15 protein-coding genes are annotated in these 15,388 nt (G+C 68.2%); 8 read left to right on the top strand and 7 right to left on the bottom strand.

Translation table 11 applies throughout. The annotated features are described in order from the left end of the window. The 3 genes from AAC997_RS08840 to rodA form a co-directional block, all read left to right on the top strand. The coding region (locus tag AAC997_RS08840; RefSeq protein ID WP_340645328.1) for a hypothetical protein at positions 1-610 on the top strand (610 nt) is incomplete at its 5' end. Between the two features lie 12 nt (positions 611-622). Beyond that, positions 623-2,611 (top strand): penicillin-binding protein 2, encoded by a 1,989-nt coding sequence (mrdA, locus tag AAC997_RS08835; RefSeq protein ID WP_340645327.1) that lies wholly within the window; start codon positions 623-625, stop codon positions 2,609-2,611. Beyond that, entirely contained in the window at positions 2,608-3,765 is a 1,158-nt protein-coding gene (gene rodA / locus AAC997_RS08830; protein ID WP_340645326.1) for a rod shape-determining protein RodA, read from the top strand. Before mrdA ends, rodA begins: the two co-directional genes overlap by 4 nt. A 37-nt stretch (positions 3,766-3,802) precedes the next feature. Here rodA and pip read toward each other — a convergent pair whose 3' ends face one another. After that, positions 3,803-4,795, bottom strand: coding sequence for a prolyl aminopeptidase (pip, locus tag AAC997_RS08825; protein ID WP_340645325.1), 993 nt, complete (start codon positions 4,793-4,795; stop codon positions 3,803-3,805). A 10-nt stretch (positions 4,796-4,805) separates the two neighbouring features. Beyond that, a complete protein-coding gene (locus AAC997_RS08820; RefSeq protein ID WP_340645324.1) occupies positions 4,806-5,816 on the bottom strand; it encodes an alpha/beta hydrolase in 1,011 nt (336 codons plus the stop codon). Positions 5,817-5,918: 102 nt separating this feature from the next. Here AAC997_RS08820 and AAC997_RS08815 point away from each other — a divergent pair, with 102 nt between their 5' ends. Continuing rightward, complete coding sequence (locus AAC997_RS08815; protein ID WP_340645323.1) at positions 5,919-7,136, top strand: multidrug effflux MFS transporter; 1,218 nt, start codon at positions 5,919-5,921, stop codon at positions 7,134-7,136. Here the strand turns inward: AAC997_RS08815 and AAC997_RS08810 are convergent. The 4 genes from AAC997_RS08810 to AAC997_RS08795 form a co-directional block, all read right to left on the bottom strand. Then, the gene (locus AAC997_RS08810; RefSeq protein WP_340645322.1) at positions 7,117-7,470 is read right to left on the bottom strand and encodes a DUF423 domain-containing protein; all 354 of its coding nucleotides are present in this window, start codon (positions 7,468-7,470) and stop codon (positions 7,117-7,119) included. The two genes, AAC997_RS08815 and AAC997_RS08810, sit on opposite strands and share 20 nt — an antisense overlap. 3 nt (positions 7,471-7,473) lie before the next feature. Then, complete coding sequence (locus AAC997_RS08805; RefSeq protein WP_340645321.1) at positions 7,474-8,904, bottom strand: amidase family protein; 1,431 nt, start codon at positions 8,902-8,904, stop codon at positions 7,474-7,476. 3 nt (positions 8,905-8,907) lie between these two features. Further along, positions 8,908-10,188 (bottom strand): aminotransferase class III-fold pyridoxal phosphate-dependent enzyme, encoded by a 1,281-nt coding sequence (locus tag AAC997_RS08800; RefSeq protein ID WP_340645320.1) that lies wholly within the window; start codon positions 10,186-10,188, stop codon positions 8,908-8,910. A gap of 188 nt (positions 10,189-10,376) precedes the next feature. Then, positions 10,377-11,000, bottom strand: a complete 624-nt coding sequence (locus AAC997_RS08795; protein ID WP_340645319.1) for an exopolysaccharide biosynthesis protein — start codon at positions 10,998-11,000, stop codon at positions 10,377-10,379. Between the two features lie 116 nt (positions 11,001-11,116). Between AAC997_RS08795 and AAC997_RS08790 the strand changes: the two genes are divergently transcribed. Further along, positions 11,117-12,277, top strand: a complete 1,161-nt coding sequence (locus AAC997_RS08790; protein ID WP_340645318.1) for an MFS transporter — start codon at positions 11,117-11,119, stop codon at positions 12,275-12,277. On the opposite strand, the gene AAC997_RS08785 is transcribed toward AAC997_RS08790, so the two are convergent. Continuing rightward, positions 12,243-12,875 (bottom strand): hypothetical protein, encoded by a 633-nt coding sequence (locus tag AAC997_RS08785; protein ID WP_340645317.1) that lies wholly within the window; start codon positions 12,873-12,875, stop codon positions 12,243-12,245. The genes AAC997_RS08790 and AAC997_RS08785 overlap by 35 nt on opposite strands. Before the next feature lie 134 nt (positions 12,876-13,009). Here AAC997_RS08785 and AAC997_RS08780 point away from each other — a divergent pair, with 134 nt between their 5' ends. The 3 genes from AAC997_RS08780 to AAC997_RS08770 all read left to right on the top strand — a co-directional run bounded on the left by AAC997_RS08780 (position 13,010) and on the right by AAC997_RS08770 (position 15,283). Further along, on the top strand, positions 13,010-14,011 hold the full coding sequence (locus tag AAC997_RS08780; RefSeq protein ID WP_340645316.1) for an NAD(P)-dependent alcohol dehydrogenase: 1,002 nt from the start codon (positions 13,010-13,012) through the stop codon (positions 14,009-14,011). A 103-nt stretch (positions 14,012-14,114) separates the two neighbouring features. Then, on the top strand, positions 14,115-14,639 hold the full coding sequence (locus AAC997_RS08775) for a VOC family protein (protein ID WP_340645315.1): 525 nt from the start codon (positions 14,115-14,117) through the stop codon (positions 14,637-14,639). Then, positions 14,639-15,283, top strand: coding sequence for a carboxymuconolactone decarboxylase family protein (locus AAC997_RS08770; RefSeq protein WP_340645314.1), 645 nt, complete (start codon positions 14,639-14,641; stop codon positions 15,281-15,283). Before AAC997_RS08775 ends, AAC997_RS08770 begins: the two co-directional genes overlap by 1 nt. Positions 15,284-15,388: the final 105 nt, after the last annotated feature.

Here is a 15,388-nt window from a genome sequence, read left to right as displayed (position 1 = left end):
CCAAGCCCGTGGCCAAGCCGCCCGCGCCCTCGCCCGGTCTGGCGCCCGCCCCGACGCCTGCGCCCGCCGCGGCCGCGCCGACGGAGGTGCCATTTTGAGCCTTTCCGCCGCCCGTCCTCTGGATCCGTGGCGCTGGCTTGGCTTTCCCATGCTCCAATGCCTGGGCTGGACCCTGCTCTTCGCGGTCCCGCTGCGGGTCTTCACCCTGCAACTGCCCGAGCCGGTGTTCTGCATGGTCCCGGCCTTCGCCTGGGCGGTCATTCGACCCTCGATCCTGGCTCCCTTCGGCGTGCTGTTGATGGGGCTGTTCCTTGACATATTCTGGGGGTCTCCGATCGGGCTCTGGGCGCTGTCACTGCTGACCGCCTATGGCGTTGTCCTGCTCTGTCGCAACTGGATGGTGGGCCAGAGCCGGCCGATGATGTGGGCTTGGTTCGCCGCAGCCTGCGCCATCGCCAGCCTGGCGGGCTTCCTGTTCACGCGCCTCGATGCGCGCGCCTCGCCGAGCCTGATCGCGGTGGCTTGGCAATTCCTCGCCACAATCCTGCTCTATCCCTTCGCCCATCGGCTCATCGACAGGTTCGAAGATGCCGATGTTCGGTTCCGTTAGGACGTCGGCCGCATGAGCGAGCCCTCCATCTTCTTCACCGAGGTCAATGAGCGGCAGGGTGTCTTCCACCGCCGCGCCTTCCTCATGGGCGGCCTGTCGGGGCTGGGTCTGCTGGCGCTCACCGGTCGGCTGGCCCACCTCCAACTGGTGGAGGCCCAGCGCTACGAGAAGATGTCGGCCTCCAACCAGTTCAATTTCCGGCTGGTGCCGCCGCCGCGGGGCCTGATCGTCGACCGTAACGGCGTGATCCTGGCCTCCAACCGTCCGAACTTCCGGCTGCTGGTGGCCAAGGACGGGAAGATGGATCCCGAGAGCACGCTCAAGACCCTGGCTCACTTCGTGCCGCTCGACGCCGACCGCCAGGCCCGCCTGAACAAGGACCTGGCCCGCGCCCCCAAACGGTCGCCGGTCTCGGTGATGGAGGACATGAGCTGGGAGCAGTTCTCGGCCATCAATGTCCGCGCCCCGGAAATGCCCGGGGTCACCGCCGACATGGGTGAGGTGCGCGTCTATCCGCATGGCGGCGCCTTCGCCCACGTGATCGGCTACGTGGCCAAGGTGAACAAGGAAGACCTCGCCCCGACTGGGCCGAACTCCGAGTCCATCATGCTGCACCCGGGCTTCCGGATCGGTCGGCAGGGGGTGGAAAAGGCCTTCGACCTGCGTCTGCGCGGCCGGCCCGGGGCCCAGAAGGTCGAGGTCGACGCCAACGGCCGCGAGGTGCGTCAGGACGCCGACGGCGATATTCCAGCGACGCCAGGCAGCGAGATCCAACTCTCCCTGGACGCCGACATCCAGACCCGCGCCCTGGAGGTCATGGGCGACGAGAGCGGGGCGGTGGTCATGCTCGATTGCCGCACCGGCGACGTGCTCTGCATGGCCTCGGCGCCCAGCTTCGACGCCAATCGCTTTGTGCGGGGCATGACGGGGTCGGAATACCGGGCGTTGGCCAACTACGAACGCAAGCCGTTGCTGGACAAGGCCATGTCGGGTCTCTACCCGCCCGGCTCCACCTTCAAGCCGACAGTGGCCCTGGCGGCGCTGGAGGCGGGCATCGACCCTGAGGTCAGGGTCAATTGTTCGGGCGGCTGGTACTATGGCGGCCGTACCTGGCGTTGCTGGAAGCATGGCGGGCACGGCTCGCAAAACATGCACGACGCCATCAAGAACTCCTGCGACATCTACTTCTACCAGACGGCCCTGAAGATCGGGCCCGACCCCATCGCGCGGGCGGCTCATGCTCTGGGCTTCGGTCAGGTCTTTGACCTGGGCATTCCCGGTCAGAAGAAGGGCATCGTCGGGTCGCGGGAATGGAAGCGTAAGGCGGTCAAGCGCGAGCCGGTCTGGCAGCCGGGGGACTCCGTCAGCTACGGGATTGGCCAGGGCTATGTGAACGTCAACGCCCTGCAGCTGGCGGTGATGACCGCTCGGTTGGCCAACGGGCGCAAGGCGCTGAACCCGCGCCTGGTGCGCTCAATCGGCGGCAAGGAGCTGCCCAGCGGCGCGGCCGTACCCGACCTGCCGTTCCAGCAGCAACATGTCGACTATGTGCGCGGCGCCATGATCGCGGTGGCCAACGATGTCACCGGCACCGCCTATCGGCAGAGCCAGCTCGGACTCGGGGACGTGATGATGGCCGGCAAGACGGGCACCGCCCAGGTCCGCAGCTACGACAATGTCGCCGACCGCAACTCGGCCAGCGTCCAGTGGAAGCTGAAGGACCACAATCTGTTCGTCGCCTTCGCGCCTTATGACGCCCCGCGCTATGCGATCTCGGTGATCGTCGAGCACGGTGGCCTGGGGGGCGCGACGGCCGGCGCGCCGCGCGCGCGTGAGGTGATGCGGGTCGCCCTGCTGAAGGATCCTGAGATCCGCGCCCGCATCGAAAAGCCCCTGCCCATGCCCGAACTTACCCCCGAGGGCCTGGCCGAAGGCGCTGCGCCCGAGGCGCCCGTCGCCGGCGCGCCGCCGTCCGTCCCGCCGGCGGGAGGTCACACATGACTGTCAGCGCGCTGACCCGGCCCGGCGAACGCGACCGGCTGGTGGTCAAGTTCAGCGAGATCGACTGGCTGTTCTCACTGGCCCTGTGCCTGATCGCCGGGGCCGGCGCCCTGATGATGTTCTCCATCGCAGGTTCCTCGTGGGAGCCTTGGGCCGGGGCCCATCTGCTGCGCTTCGGCGTCCTGTTCGTGGTCATGGTGGTGCTGGCCATGGTCGATCTGCGGGTCTGGTTCGCGATCGCCTATCCCCTGTATGGGGTGGGCCTTGTTCTGCTGGTGCTGGTGGAGGCGATCGGCGACGTGCGCATGGGCGCGCAACGCTGGCTCGACCTTGGCCCCTTGGGCAGTTTCCAGCCCTCGGAGGTGATGAAGCTGGGAATCGTGCTGGCCCTGGCGCGGTTTTACCACTCGATCTCGGCCGACAACGCCCGTTTCTCCTGGTGGCTGCTGATCCCCTTGCTGATGATCGCGGCGCCTGTCGTTCTGGTGGCCCACCAGCCCGACCTGGGCACGGCCATGCTGATCCTCATGACCGGCGTCGCGGTGGTTGTGCTGGCTGGCCTGGACTGGCGGGTCATCGCCACGGCGCTCGGTGCGGCGGCGATCTCGATCCCCCCGATGGTGATGTTCGTGCTACACGACTACCAGCGCAAACGGGTCTTCACCTTCCTTGACCCGGAGAGCGACCCGTCGGGTTCCGGCTATCACATCCTGCAATCGAAGATCGCCTTGGGCTCGGGCGGATTGCTCGGCAAGGGTTACGGCCTGGGTTCGCAGAGCCAGCTCAACTTCCTGCCGGAGAAACAGACCGACTTCATCTTCGCGACCCTGGCCGAGGAGTTCGGCTTCGTCGGCTGCTTCTCGGTGCTGTTCCTCTACGCTGTGGTGATCTTCATGGCCCTGCGCACCTCGGCCCTGGCCCATTCCCACTTCGGGCGCTTGTCGGCGGCCGGCGTGACGGCGACGTTCGCGCTCTATGTGATGATCAACGGCGGCATGGTCATGGGCCTGGCGCCGGTGGTGGGCGTGCCCATGCCGATGCTCTCCTACGGCGGCACCGTCATGGCCACGGTGATGATCGGCTTTGGCCTGGTCCAGGCCGTGCGCGTCCACCGTTATTCGGAAGTCACCAGCGGCAAGGGCAGCTTCCTCTGATCTTCTCCTGCCCCTCGATGGGGGAAGGCTTTGATCGTTAGACCGAGAAGGCCTGATCTGTCGCCCGCACGAGGCCGTCGACGATGCCGGGCTCAGTCGAGGCGTGACCGGCGTCCCAGACCACCTCGAAGCGGGCCTCGGGCCAGGCGGTCTTGAGGTTCCAGGCGCTTTCCATCGGCGTGACCACGTCGAAGCGGCCCTGGACGATCCAGCCGGGGATGCCGCGGATCTTGCCGATGTTCTTCAGGATCCAGCCGTCTTCGTTGAAGAAGCCCTTGTTGGCGAAGAAGTGGCACTCGATGCGCGCAAAGGCGATGGCGAAGTCGATCTCGTTGAACTTCGAGGGGCGCGCCTCGGGGCCGCGAATGGAGATGGTGTCGCCCTCCCACTGGCTCCAGGCCGCCGCGGCCTCGGCCTGAACCCGACGGTCGGTGTGGGTGAGGCGGCGGTGATAGGCGCTGACCATGTCGCCGCGCTCGGCCTCCGGGATCGGGGCCAGGAACTTCTGCCAGGCGTCGGGGAACAGGAAGCTGGCCCCGTCCTGATAGAACCAGCGCAGTTCGCGCTGGGTCAGCAGGAAGACCCCCCGCAAAACCAGCGCCTCGACCCGCTGCGGATGGGTGATGGCGTAGGCCAGCGCCAGGGTCGAACCCCAGGAGCCGCCGAACACGGTCCACTTCTCGACGCCCAGGTGGATGCGCAGGCGTTCGATGTCGTCGATCAGCGACCAGGTTGTGTTGTCGTCCAGGCTGGCGTTGGGCCGCGACTTGCCGCAACCGCGCTGGTCGAACAGCACCATCTTCCACTTCGACGGGTTGAAGAACCGCCGCATGGTCGGATTGATCGCCCCGCCCGGGCCGCCGTGCAGGATCACGCAGGGCTTGCCGTCCGGATTGCCGCAGACCTCGTAGAAGATCTCGTGCTGGCCTCCGGTCGGCATCCACCCATGGGTGAAGGGCTCGCTCTCCGGGAACAGGCCGCGCCGGTTCGTGGAGGAGGAGAGGGCGGCCGGCGGGGTGTTGCGTTCCATCCCCCGCAGTCTAGCGCGGGAAGCGGCGGTCCATCCAGCCGAGGATGAGATCATTGACCTCTTTGGGCTTTTCTTGCTGCGTCCAGTGTCCGGAATCCTTCACCAGCACCTTCTCCAGGTCGCCGATCACCTCTTCCATGCCATCGGCCATGGCCGGCGACAGCACAACGTCCTTCTCGGCCATGATCATCAGGCAGGGAATGCCATCGACGCGGGTGGGCAGGTCGGCGCTGCGTTCCCAGTTGCGGGTGAAGTTGCGGTACCAGTTGATGCCGCCGGTGAAGCCGGTGGCCTCGAAGGTCTCCACGAAGGCGGCCAGTTCCTCGGGCGTGAGAAGCTGGTTGGCGGTGTCGGACTTGTCCCAGGCGTTCAGCAGATCACCGAAGGCGAAGGTCGACTGGCCTTCCGGGGCGGCGGACGACATGTCCAGCCCGGCGCCCGCGTCGAGGTCGCCCAGGGCGGCGGGCTTGCGCATGAAGAAGCGCATGGTCTTGTCGGCGTCCGCGCCCAGGACCGCGTCGGCCACGCCCGGCTTCTGGAACCAGACGATGTACATGTCCTCGCCGAAGGCCATGCGCATGGCGGCGATGGGATCGAAGGGGGAGCGGCGCATGAAGGGGGTGTTGAGCCCGATCACGCCGGCGCAGCGGTCGGGATGCATCAGCGGCATCTGCCAGACGATGATGCCGCCCCAGTCATGGCCGCAGAAGATCGCCTTCTCCACACCCAGGTGATCCATCAGCCCCACCAGGTCGCCGGTCAGGTGCTCCATGTCGTAGTCTGTGACCGCCTCGGGCCGCGAGGTCAGGCCGTAGCCGCGCTGGTCCGGCGCGATCGCCCAGCGGCCGGCGGCCTCGCAGGCGGCCAGTTGATGGCGCCAGGAAAAGGCCAGCTCCGGGAAGCCGTGGCAGAAGATGATCGGCACACCCTGGCCGCGCGGCCCCACCTCGTAATAGGCCATGTCGATGCCATTGACGGCGGCGTGCTGCACGGGCGGCATCTGGGTGGTGAGAGCGGACATGGCGGCGGTTCCTTGTGCGTTTGACTCATGATGCAGAGCTTCCGGTCGGGGAAGGCAAGCCTTGACGGTTCCCAGCCCGCCGAACCGGGTTAGAACAAGGCCATGAGCGATCCGCGTGCGCCGTACGTCCCGGAGAAGACCCCCTGGGGCCTGGTGATCCTGCTGGGATCGCTGACCGCCTTCGCGCCGATGTCCATCGACATGTATCTCTCCAGCCTGCCGGCGATCGGGGCCGATCTCGGCGCGAGCCCGGCCCAGACCCAGGGAACGCTGGCGGCCTTCTTCGCCGGCATGGCCATCGGCCAGTTCATATACGGACCGGCCTCCGACCGCTTCGGCCGGCGTCCGCCTATTGTGGTGGGGGTGGCCATCTACATCCTGGCCTCCATCGCCTGCGCCCTGGCTTCGTCGCCGGAGATGCTGATCGGCGCGCGGTTCATCCAGGCCCTGGGCGGCTGCGCCGGCGGCGTGGTGGCCCGCGCCGTCGTCCGCGACCGCTTCAACCATACCGAGACGGCGCGGATGCTGTCGCTGATGACCCTGATCATGGGGCTGGCGCCGATCCTTGCGCCCCTGCTGGGGGCGGCCCTGCTGGTGCTGGGGGGGTGGCGGCTGAACTTCTGGTTCCTGGCGGCCTTCGGCCTGGTGGTGGGCGGCGCGTCCCTGTGGCGCATGAGGGAGTCGCGCTCGGCCGAGACCCTGGCCCAGGCGATGTCGGAGAGTCCCTTCGGCGCCTATATGGCCCTGCTGAAGCAGCGTCGTCTGATCGGCTACTGCCTGGCCGGGGCGCTGAACGGGGCGACCCTGTTCACCTACATCTCCGCCTCGCCGGAACTCCTGATGGGGACCTATGGGGCGACGCCCACCCAGTTCCCATGGCTCTTCGGCCTGAACGCCGCCGCTGTCATCGGATCGAGCCAGATCAATCGCTACGCCTTGCGCCGCGCGACCCCCGACGAGGTGCTCAGCCGCGCGAGCCTGGCCTCGGTCGCCGCCGGAGCCCTTCTGGCGCTGGCCGCCGTCACCGGGATCGGCGGGCCGTGGACCGTCCTGCCCATGCTCTTCATCCTGCTGGGCACCTACGGCTTCATGCAGGGCAACACCATGGCCGGCGCCTTGAACGTCGACACGCGCCGGGCGGGCTCCGTCTCAGCCCTGATGGGTGGGGCCTCCTTCGGCGTCGGCGCCCTGGCCTCTGGCCTCACCGGCGTGCTCCACGACGGCACGGCGCGGCCCATGGCGCTCACCATGTTCGTCGCCCTGATCGGCTCGGCCCTGGCGCTAAGGCTGCTGGCGCTGCCTAAGCGGGGGGAGGTTTAGGCCGGCTCCACGCGAGCGCCGCCCAACCACCCATGAAGGCCAGGCCGCCCAGCGGTGTGATGGCGCCGAACCAGCGCGGGGCGCCGAGGCCCATGGCCCAGAGAGAGCCCGAGAACAGCACCAGGCCCGCCAGGAACAGCGGCGGTGCGAGCGCCGCGCCCCGGCCGGACCGCTGTCCCGCCGCAAAGGCCGCCAGCATGTGGACGAAGCCGTAGAGGGCGCCGGTCTTCAGCCACTCCTGGGCCTTGGGGTCGGTGATCCCGTGGGCGGCGAAGGCGCCGAAGCCCACGCAGAGGAAGCCGCCGATGGCGGCCAGACGAAACCAGGGACCCACGACCTACCCCCAGACCGCCGGGCGGCGACCTTTCCAGGGGGCTTCCTTCTCAAGTTGGGCGGCCAGGCGGAAGAGGGTGGCTTCATCGGCGTAGCGGGCGCTGAACATCATCCCGATCGGCAGTCCGTTCGAGTCCATCTCCAGCGGCAGGGAGATCGAGGGCTGACCCGAGAAGTTCATCGGCGGCGTGAAGGGGAAGGCCTTGCCCTGACGGCGATTGACCTCCTTGGGCTCCAGATTGACCGGGTCGATGAAGCCGACCTCCGGCACGGGAGTCCCCAGCACAGGGCAGAGGTAGACGTCCCAGTCCTCGAAGAAGGCCAGGGTGAAGCGGTTCAGCATCCGCAGGTCTTGCAGGGCCCGGAAGGCGGCTGCGCCGGTGACTCTGCGGCCACCCTTCAGAGAGGCCCAGGTCAGGGGCTCCAGTTCGTCCGGCTCGGGCTCGCGCCCGACCTCGTCGATCAGGCGCTCCATGCCGCCGGCGAAGTTGGCGCCGCTCACCGGGCCGCGGGCGGCGTAAAGCGCGCGGTAGTCGATGCCCAGGCCCTTCTCCACCACGTCGTGGCCCAGGCTCTTCAGCAGGGTGGCGGTGCGTTCGAGGGCCGCCTGGATTTCGGGATCGATGGGGCGGCCGTTGGCAGTCTCGCTGGACCAGGCGATCCGCAGCTTGCCAGGCGAGGTCTCGATCTCCTGCGCGTAGGGCCGGACCTTGGCGGGCAGGGCGTAGGGGGAGCCGGGTTCGGGAATGCCGGTGGCGTCGAGCATGACGGCCGAATCCCGCACCGTCCGCGTCACCACGTGGTCCACCACGAAACCGGCGGCGTAGTCGAAGGCGTCGGGCAGGTTGGGCACCCGGTCGCGGTTGACCTTCAGCCCCACCAGGCCGCAGCAGGCGGCCGGGATGCGGATCGAGCCGAGGCCGTCGCTGGCGTGGGCCATGGGCACGATGCCCGCCGCCACCGCCGAAGCCGCGCCGCCCGACGAGCCGCCGGAGATGTGGGCCGGGTTCCAGGGATTTCGGCAAGGTCCCAGCAGGGCGCTCTCCGTCGTGCCGGTGATGCCGTATTCCGGGGTGTTGGTCTTGCCCAGAGGAACGACGCCGGACTCGCGGTAGCGCCGGGTCAGGCCGCCGTCCTCGGTGTCGACGATGTGGCGCGCGAACTTGCTGCCGGAGGTGCGGGGCCAGCCCGCCACCGGCATGCCCAGGTCCTTGATCAGGAACGGCACGCCCTTGAAGGGGCCGTCGGGCAGGGGGCCCTTCGCGCGCTCGCGGGCCTCATCATAGGCGGTGTGGACCACGGCGTTCAGGGTCCCGTTGTGCCGCTCGATCCGCTCGATGGCGGCGTCCACCAGCTCCAGGGGCGTCACCTCGCCCTTGGCCACCATCTGGCCCAGGGCCACGCCGTCGTGCTCGGAATAGTCGCTGATCGGCATGGTCTAGCCTTGGCTGGCGGGCATGAGGAAGCTCATCTTGGCGACGGGCTCGAGGCTGGGACCCTGCTGCTTCAGGACCGCGAACGAGGCCTCGGCGGCGTTCAGGGCCGAGTCGATATCGCCCTGCGTCATCGCCGCGCACATGAACATGTTGTGCCACGGGTGGACATAGACGCCCCGGTTCAGCATCTCGCTGGACCAGCAGAAGCCCTTGCGCAGGTCCGGGTCGTCATCGAACAGGAAAAGCGGCATCTGCACCGGGCCCGAGACCCGCAAGCCGAAGCCCGCCGCGCTCGCCCGTTCGCGCAGGCCGTCGGCCAGCCGGTCGCCCAGGGTCTGCAGCCGCTCCAGATAGTCGGTGTCGCGCACCAGCCGCAGGGTCTCGAGCGCTGCGGCCATCGGCGCGGCCTGGAACCAGAACGAGCCGGTGACATAGATCTGCGAGGCGGCTTTCCTAGCCTTGTCGGCGCCCAGCATCATCGAAATCGGGTGGCCGTTGGCCAGGCACTTGCCCCAGGTCGAAAGGTCGGGCTGCACGCCGATCAGCGACCACGAAAGGTCTCGCGACAGCCGCAGGCCGGCCCGCACCTCGTCGACGATCAGCAGGGCGCCCGTGCGATCACAGATTTCCCGGGCCTTGCGGGCATAGGCCAGGTCGGGGCCTGCCTGGTCGATGAAGGCGTCGTGCTTGAACGGCGCGGCGAAGATGCCGGCCAGGTCGTCGCCGGCCTCAGCGGCGGCGGCCTCCAGGCTGGCCACGTCATTATAGTCGCAGAAGATCTGATGGGCCTGGTCGCTTGGGACGGTTCCGGCCGGTCGGTTCACACACCAGGTGGCGGCGCCGTGATAGGCGCCCTTGGCCCGGATGATGGTCTTGCGCCGGGTGTGCTGGCGGGCGGTGGAGAGCGCCATGGAGGTGGCGTCCGTGCCGTTCTTGCAGAAGATCGCCCAGTCGGCGTGGGTGACCAGGGCGGTCATCTCCTCCGCCAGCCGGACCAGCAGTTCGGTAGGCCCGGTCAGGGTGTCGCCGAGGCCCAGTTGGCGGACATAGGCCGCGTCGATCTCCGGGTTGGCGTAGCCGAACAGGTTCGGGCCATAGGCGCACATGAAGTCGAGGTAGCGGGCGCCATCCACGTCCCACAGGTGGGCGCCTTCGCCGCGGGTGAAGAACTGCGGATAGTCGTCGGGCAGTAGGCCCACGGACTGGTGGCCGTACATTCCACCTGGGATCACCGCGGCGGCGCGTTCGCGCAGGGCCCTGTCTCGGCTGTTGGCTCGGCTCATGCTCGTCCCCTGTCCTTCGCCAAATTTCATGGCTTGGGATGACCTTACGCTCCGCGCTGTCCTCGGCAACCGGGAGCGGGCGCGGAACGCAATGATCGGGCGCTTTTGGTCGCCGCGGCGCAGACGGGATCGCGAGGAGAGCGCAGGGCGCGCGCCGGCGCCGTTCCGCCCGCGGCCGAAGTGAGCGGCTAGAACATTCCCATCAGGGTGCCGAAGAACGCCATGATCGCAGCGATGATCGCCTTGGACAGCACCCCCAGGACGATGATGCTCACCGCCGCCATCACCCAGCCGATGATCGCTGCATAACCGTCCCGTTCCGCCGTGCCGATGGCGAAGGCGGCGATGGCGAAGGAGGGCAGCATGTTGCCGAAGGGGATCGGCAGGAAGACGATGATGGAGAGCGAGAAGCAGATCGCCCCCATCAATCGGTCGGCGAAGCGGTTGTACATAAAGGTCAGGCGCGGCTTCAGTCGCCGCTCCAGCCGTTCCAGGTGGGGCATCAGCTTTTCCGACAGATTGCGGAAGTCCGACATGCTCATGGTGCGGTCCAGCAGCGCCCTGGGCAGCCATAAGGTGCGGCGCCCCAGCATCCACTGGGCCGTGATGAAGGCCAGGGGCGCGCCGAGGATCGCTGAGACCCCGGGGGGCATGGGCAGGACCAGCGGCGCGGCGAACACGAACATCAGCGCTCCAAAAGCGCGGTCGCCGAAGGTCTCCAGAATGTCGGCCACCGACACCTTGCGCGTCTTTCGCTCTCCGATCAGGACGAGCAGTTCGGAGACGCTGGCGGCATGGGCGTTATCGGTCATCGCAACCCTGGCGCTATCATGCTTACGCGGGCCTGCGGAAGGCCTCGCGCGATCACATCGCGCTACCGATTGCACGATGACGAGATTGGGCTCCGACTCGGTCTAGCAGGATGAAGATGTCCAGCCCCGTGCGCCTTGGTCTGTTCTACGGAGCCATCTTCATCGGTGGCGGCGCGGCGTCGCCCTATATCCCGGTCTGGTTCGACCATCGCGGCCTGAACGGGGCGCAGATCGGCCTGATCCTGTCGGCCCCTTTGTTGGCCCGCACCGTCACGGCGCCTCTGCTGGCCATGTGGGCCGACAGCTTCTCCCTGCGCCGTACACCGCTGATCCTGATGGGACTGGCGATGGCGGCAGGCTACGCGCTGATGGTGGCGCCTCTGGGGTTCGCCTGGTGGTTCGGCCTGTGGTTCATCGCCTCGACGATGTACGCGACGGTTGGGCCGCTGACGGACGTGGTGGTCCTGGCTCGGTCCCAGAAGGACGGCTTCAACTATGGCTGGCCGCGGGGCATCGGCTCGGTGGCCTTTATCATCGCCAATATCGGCATGGGTCTGATCCTGGCGCGGGGCTCGCCGGAACTGGTGCTGGTCTGGATCACCGTGGCCGGCCTGCTGGTGGCGTTTGGCGCGCGCTACTGGTTGCCGCCGGACCCGGTTCGGGTCGGTGGCGGAACAGCCGTGCTGGCCGAGCGCATGGCGGGGTTGCGCGATCTGTTCCGCGACAAGGACTTCATGCTGGTGGTGATCTCCGCCGGCCTGATCCAGTCGGCCCACGCCTTCTACTATTCGTTCTCGACCCTGGCCTGGCGCGACCAGGGGATACCGGAGTCCATGACCGGCCTGCTTTGGGGCGTGGGCGTCGCCGTCGAGGTGATCTTCCTGTGGTTCATGGAGCCCTGGCGCCGGAGGTTCGGCGCGCGCAACCTGCTGGTCCTGGGTGGCGTGGCGGCTGTGGTGCGCTGGGGCGCTCTGGCGCTCTCGCCGCCCCTCTGGATGGTGTTCCCGATCCAGGCCCTGCACACCTTTACCTACGCGGCGACCTTCATCGGCTCGCTGCAACTGGTGGATCAGCTCTCCAAGCCCAGCAACGCCTCGGCGGCCCAGACCATCAACTCGGCCCTCTCCGGTGGCGTGTTGAGCGGCGTGGCGACCATCGTCTCCGGCGCCCTGTTCGACCGCATCGGCGCTCACGGCTATTTCGTCATGGCCGCGATGTCGCTGGTGGGACTGGCCGGTGCGGTCAGGCTGTATGGCGTTCGGCGACTGGACGCCTAAGGGCGTCCGCAAGGGTACGCACCGTGGCGCGGACCGCCTGGTCGATCTCCTGCAGCGAGCCGCTGGCGGCGTCGGAGAATTCCCGGGCCTGGGGCACGTGCAGGAAGGCCACCGAGGGGGCGGCCGCGTCGGCGAGGAGCCGGTACAGGGTGAAGTTGCAAAGGTAGTCGCCCGCGTCGTCGGACAGCCGCGCGGCCAGGTGCGAGCCGATCAGGGCGGCCAGAATCTCGTCGGTGGGGGCGGTGGAGGCGAGCGCGCCGGGCCCCTCGGGCTTGATGACCGAGCCTTCCCAGGTCTCGCCGAGGTCGTCGGGCTTGGCGCGGCCGGCGTGGTTGCGCCCCATGGTCTCAACGCGGAAGGCGTCGGATTCGGTGGCCACGCCCACCACCAGCACGGCGTCGGCGGCGCGGTGGGCGAGAGCGCGCTGGATGGCCTCCACCGAGCCGGTCCAGGCGACGGGGAGGGTGAGGTACTCGACCTCGATGCCAGGGGGCGCCCAGGCCTCCCTGGCCAGGGCCTCGACCACGGCGGCGGAGGGATTGCGCGGCGCGGCGGGGAAGGAACCAAAGCCGCAAACCAGGAGACGAGACTGAGTCATGAACCCGACCCTAGGCGCCTGATGTGGCGCCGCCGTGGCGGGCTTACGCCACGACAGTCTTGCAGGCCGCTCGGATGGCGCGACTATGGCCGCAAAACATAGACGGGAGAGGAACCGCCGTGCGTGCGTTGGAAGTGACCGCTCCCTGGGGCGGTGACCAGATCAAGGTGGTCGAACGGCCCGATCCGACGCCGGGGCCCGGCCAGGTCCTGGTGCGCATGAAGGCGGTGTCGCTGAACTATCGCGACATGCTGATGATCAACGGCATGTATAGCCGCGGCTCCGGGCAGGCCGGGACCATCACCCCCTTTTCCGACGGCTGCGGCGTGGTGGAGGCGATCGGAGAGGGCGTCACTCGCGTGGCCGTGGGCGACCGGATCGCGACCTTGTTCTTCCAGAGCTGGCTGTCGGGCCGCCCGACCCTGGAGAAGCTGTCCTCGTCGCTCGGTTTCCCGATCCCCGGCGCGGGCTCTGAACTTCAGCTGTTCAGCGAGGAGGGGGTCTCGAAGGTCCCGGCCTATCTGACCGACCAGCAGGTGGCGACCTTGCCCTGCGCAGCGCTGACGGCCTGGCGCGGCCTGTTCGAGGACGCGCGGCTGGAGCCGGGCGACACCGTGGTGCTTCAAGGCACCGGCGGCGTCTCGATCTTCGGCCTGCAGTTCGCCCACGCGGCCGGCTACCGGACCTTCATCACCTCGTCGTCGGACGAGAAGCTGGCGCGGGCCAAGTCGCTGGGGGCCGACCACCTGCACAACTACAAGGCCGATCCCGAATGGGCCAAGGCCGTGCGCGTGGCCACCGCCGGGGTGGGCGCCGACTTCATCATGGAGGTCGGGGGCGGCGGCACCATCCATCAGAGCCTGAGGGCGATCCGCATCAACGGCCACATCGCCGTGATCGGGGTGGTGGCCGGGGCGGGCGAGGGGCTCAATCCCGGCGCCCTGATCGGCAATTCGGCCCGGCTCCAGGGCCTGTCGGTGGGCTCGCGGGAGATGTTCGAGGCCATGTGCCGGGCGCTGGAGCTGCACCGCATCCAGCCGGTCGTCGACAAGGTGTTCCCGTTCACCGAGGCAGGGCAGGCCTTCGCCGCCATGGCCGCGGGCGAGCATTTCGGAAAGATTGTTCTCACCTTCTAGGGCGGGTTCAGGGCGGCCTGAACCCGCCCTCGTTTTTCATTTGGCGCGCGTCGGACGCTAAACCGGTGTCCACTTTAGCTGACGCGCTTGGCAGGAGGCGTCCATGCGTACCAAAGGCATCAATCACCTGGCCCTCGTCTGCCGCGACATGGGCGAGACCGTGAAGTTCTATCGCGACGTGCTGGGCATGCCGCTGATCAAGACCATCGCCCTGCCGGACGGGGGGCAGCATTTCTTCTTCGACTGCGGAGGCGGCGCCAGCGTCGCCTTCTTCTGGTGGCCGGAGGTGCCAGCGGCCGCCCCGGGCGTAGCTTCGGTGGCGAAGTTCCCTCAAGCGCCCAAGTCGGCCGTCGGCTCCATGAACCACGTGGCTTTCGACATGGAGGCCGGTGATCTGCAGGATAGCATCAAGCGGCTGCAAGCCGCCGGTGTCGAGGTCTTGCCCATGGTGGTGAACCACGACGACAGCGCCGCCGGCGTGGCCGCCGAACTGCATCCCGGCGTGTTCGTGCGTTCGGTCTATTTCACCGATCCCAACGGCATCATGTTGGAGTTCGCGGCCTGGACGAAGGACTTCGGGCCGCAGGACGTGGCCCACGAACCGGCCGGCGCGGCGGTGGAAGCCTGATGCCGCGCCTCAGGCAGGTCAGCCGCGCCGAGGCCACCTCCGAGATGGTCACCAAGACCTACGACCTGCTGTTCGGCGATCGCGATCCCGTTGCTGAGCCCGGGACGGCCACGGGCACGACCGGCGACTGGTGGACGGTGTTCGCCAACAGCCCCGACATCCTCAAGCACGCCAACCAGGGCTTCGCCCTCTACCGCACGCCGGACCGCAAGCTGGACCCGGTGCTGCGGGAGCTGGCGCAGACCCGGGCCGGCTGGGCCCGCGGCAGCCAGTTCGTCTTCTCCCAGCACTGCAAGTCCCTGCGGGGCCTGAAGGTCTCGGAGGAGCGGATCGCGGCGGTGCCCAACTGGCAGGTGGCCGACTGCTACAGCGCCAACGAGCGGGCGGTCCTGGCCTATGCCGACTGCCTGGTCCTGCAGGGCGGACGCACCCCGGACGGAGTGTTCACGGCGCTGCGGACCTTCCTGGACGACGTGCAGATCCTGGAGCTGACCTACATCACCGCGCTCTACGACATGCATGCGGTGATGAGCCGGGCCCTGCGCCTGGAGTTTGACGACCGCGACGACCCCATCGTCGAGGTCGCCCCGCCCGAGGGCTTCAGCGCGCGGGACTTCCTGGATACTGGCCGGCGCCCGACCTAGATCGAGTAGTCGAGCTCGCCTTCCAGCCAGGCGGTGATCTGCTCGGCGGCTTCGGTCGGGGAGACCTTCGTCGTATCGATGCGGATCTCGGCGGCCTCGGGGGCT

This window comes from Phenylobacterium sp. (assembly GCF_037968635.1).
Classification (GTDB): domain Bacteria; phylum Pseudomonadota; class Alphaproteobacteria; order Caulobacterales; family Caulobacteraceae; genus Phenylobacterium.
This window is presented reverse-complemented; position numbering and strand designations above follow the sequence as displayed.

Bases quoted from the DNA above. Each gene is read 5' to 3' on its own strand.
- AAC997_RS08775 (WP_340645315.1), top strand. From the start codon at position 14,115: ATGCGTACCAAAGGCATCAATCACCTGGCCCTCGTCTGCCGCGACATG.
- AAC997_RS08805 (WP_340645321.1), bottom strand. From the start codon at position 8,904: ATGCCGATCAGCGACTATTCCGAGCACGACGGCGTGGCCCTGGGCCAG.
- AAC997_RS08785 (WP_340645317.1), bottom strand. From the start codon at position 12,875: ATGACTCAGTCTCGTCTCCTGGTTTGCGGCTTTGGTTCCTTCCCCGCC.
- pip (WP_340645325.1), bottom strand. From the start codon at position 4,795: ATGGAACGCAACACCCCGCCGGCCGCCCTCTCCTCCTCCACGAACCGG.
- AAC997_RS08795 (WP_340645319.1), bottom strand. From the start codon at position 11,000: ATGACCGATAACGCCCATGCCGCCAGCGTCTCCGAACTGCTCGTCCTG.
- AAC997_RS08790 (WP_340645318.1), top strand. From the start codon at position 11,117: ATGTCCAGCCCCGTGCGCCTTGGTCTGTTCTACGGAGCCATCTTCATC.
- AAC997_RS08820 (WP_340645324.1), bottom strand. From the start codon at position 5,816: ATGTCCGCTCTCACCACCCAGATGCCGCCCGTGCAGCACGCCGCCGTC.
- AAC997_RS08770 (WP_340645314.1), top strand. From the start codon at position 14,639: ATGCCGCGCCTCAGGCAGGTCAGCCGCGCCGAGGCCACCTCCGAGATG.
- mrdA (WP_340645327.1), top strand. From the start codon at position 623: ATGAGCGAGCCCTCCATCTTCTTCACCGAGGTCAATGAGCGGCAGGGT.
- AAC997_RS08800 (WP_340645320.1), bottom strand. From the start codon at position 10,188: ATGAGCCGAGCCAACAGCCGAGACAGGGCCCTGCGCGAACGCGCCGCC.
- rodA (WP_340645326.1), top strand. From the start codon at position 2,608: ATGACTGTCAGCGCGCTGACCCGGCCCGGCGAACGCGACCGGCTGGTG.
- AAC997_RS08815 (WP_340645323.1), top strand. From the start codon at position 5,919: ATGAGCGATCCGCGTGCGCCGTACGTCCCGGAGAAGACCCCCTGGGGC.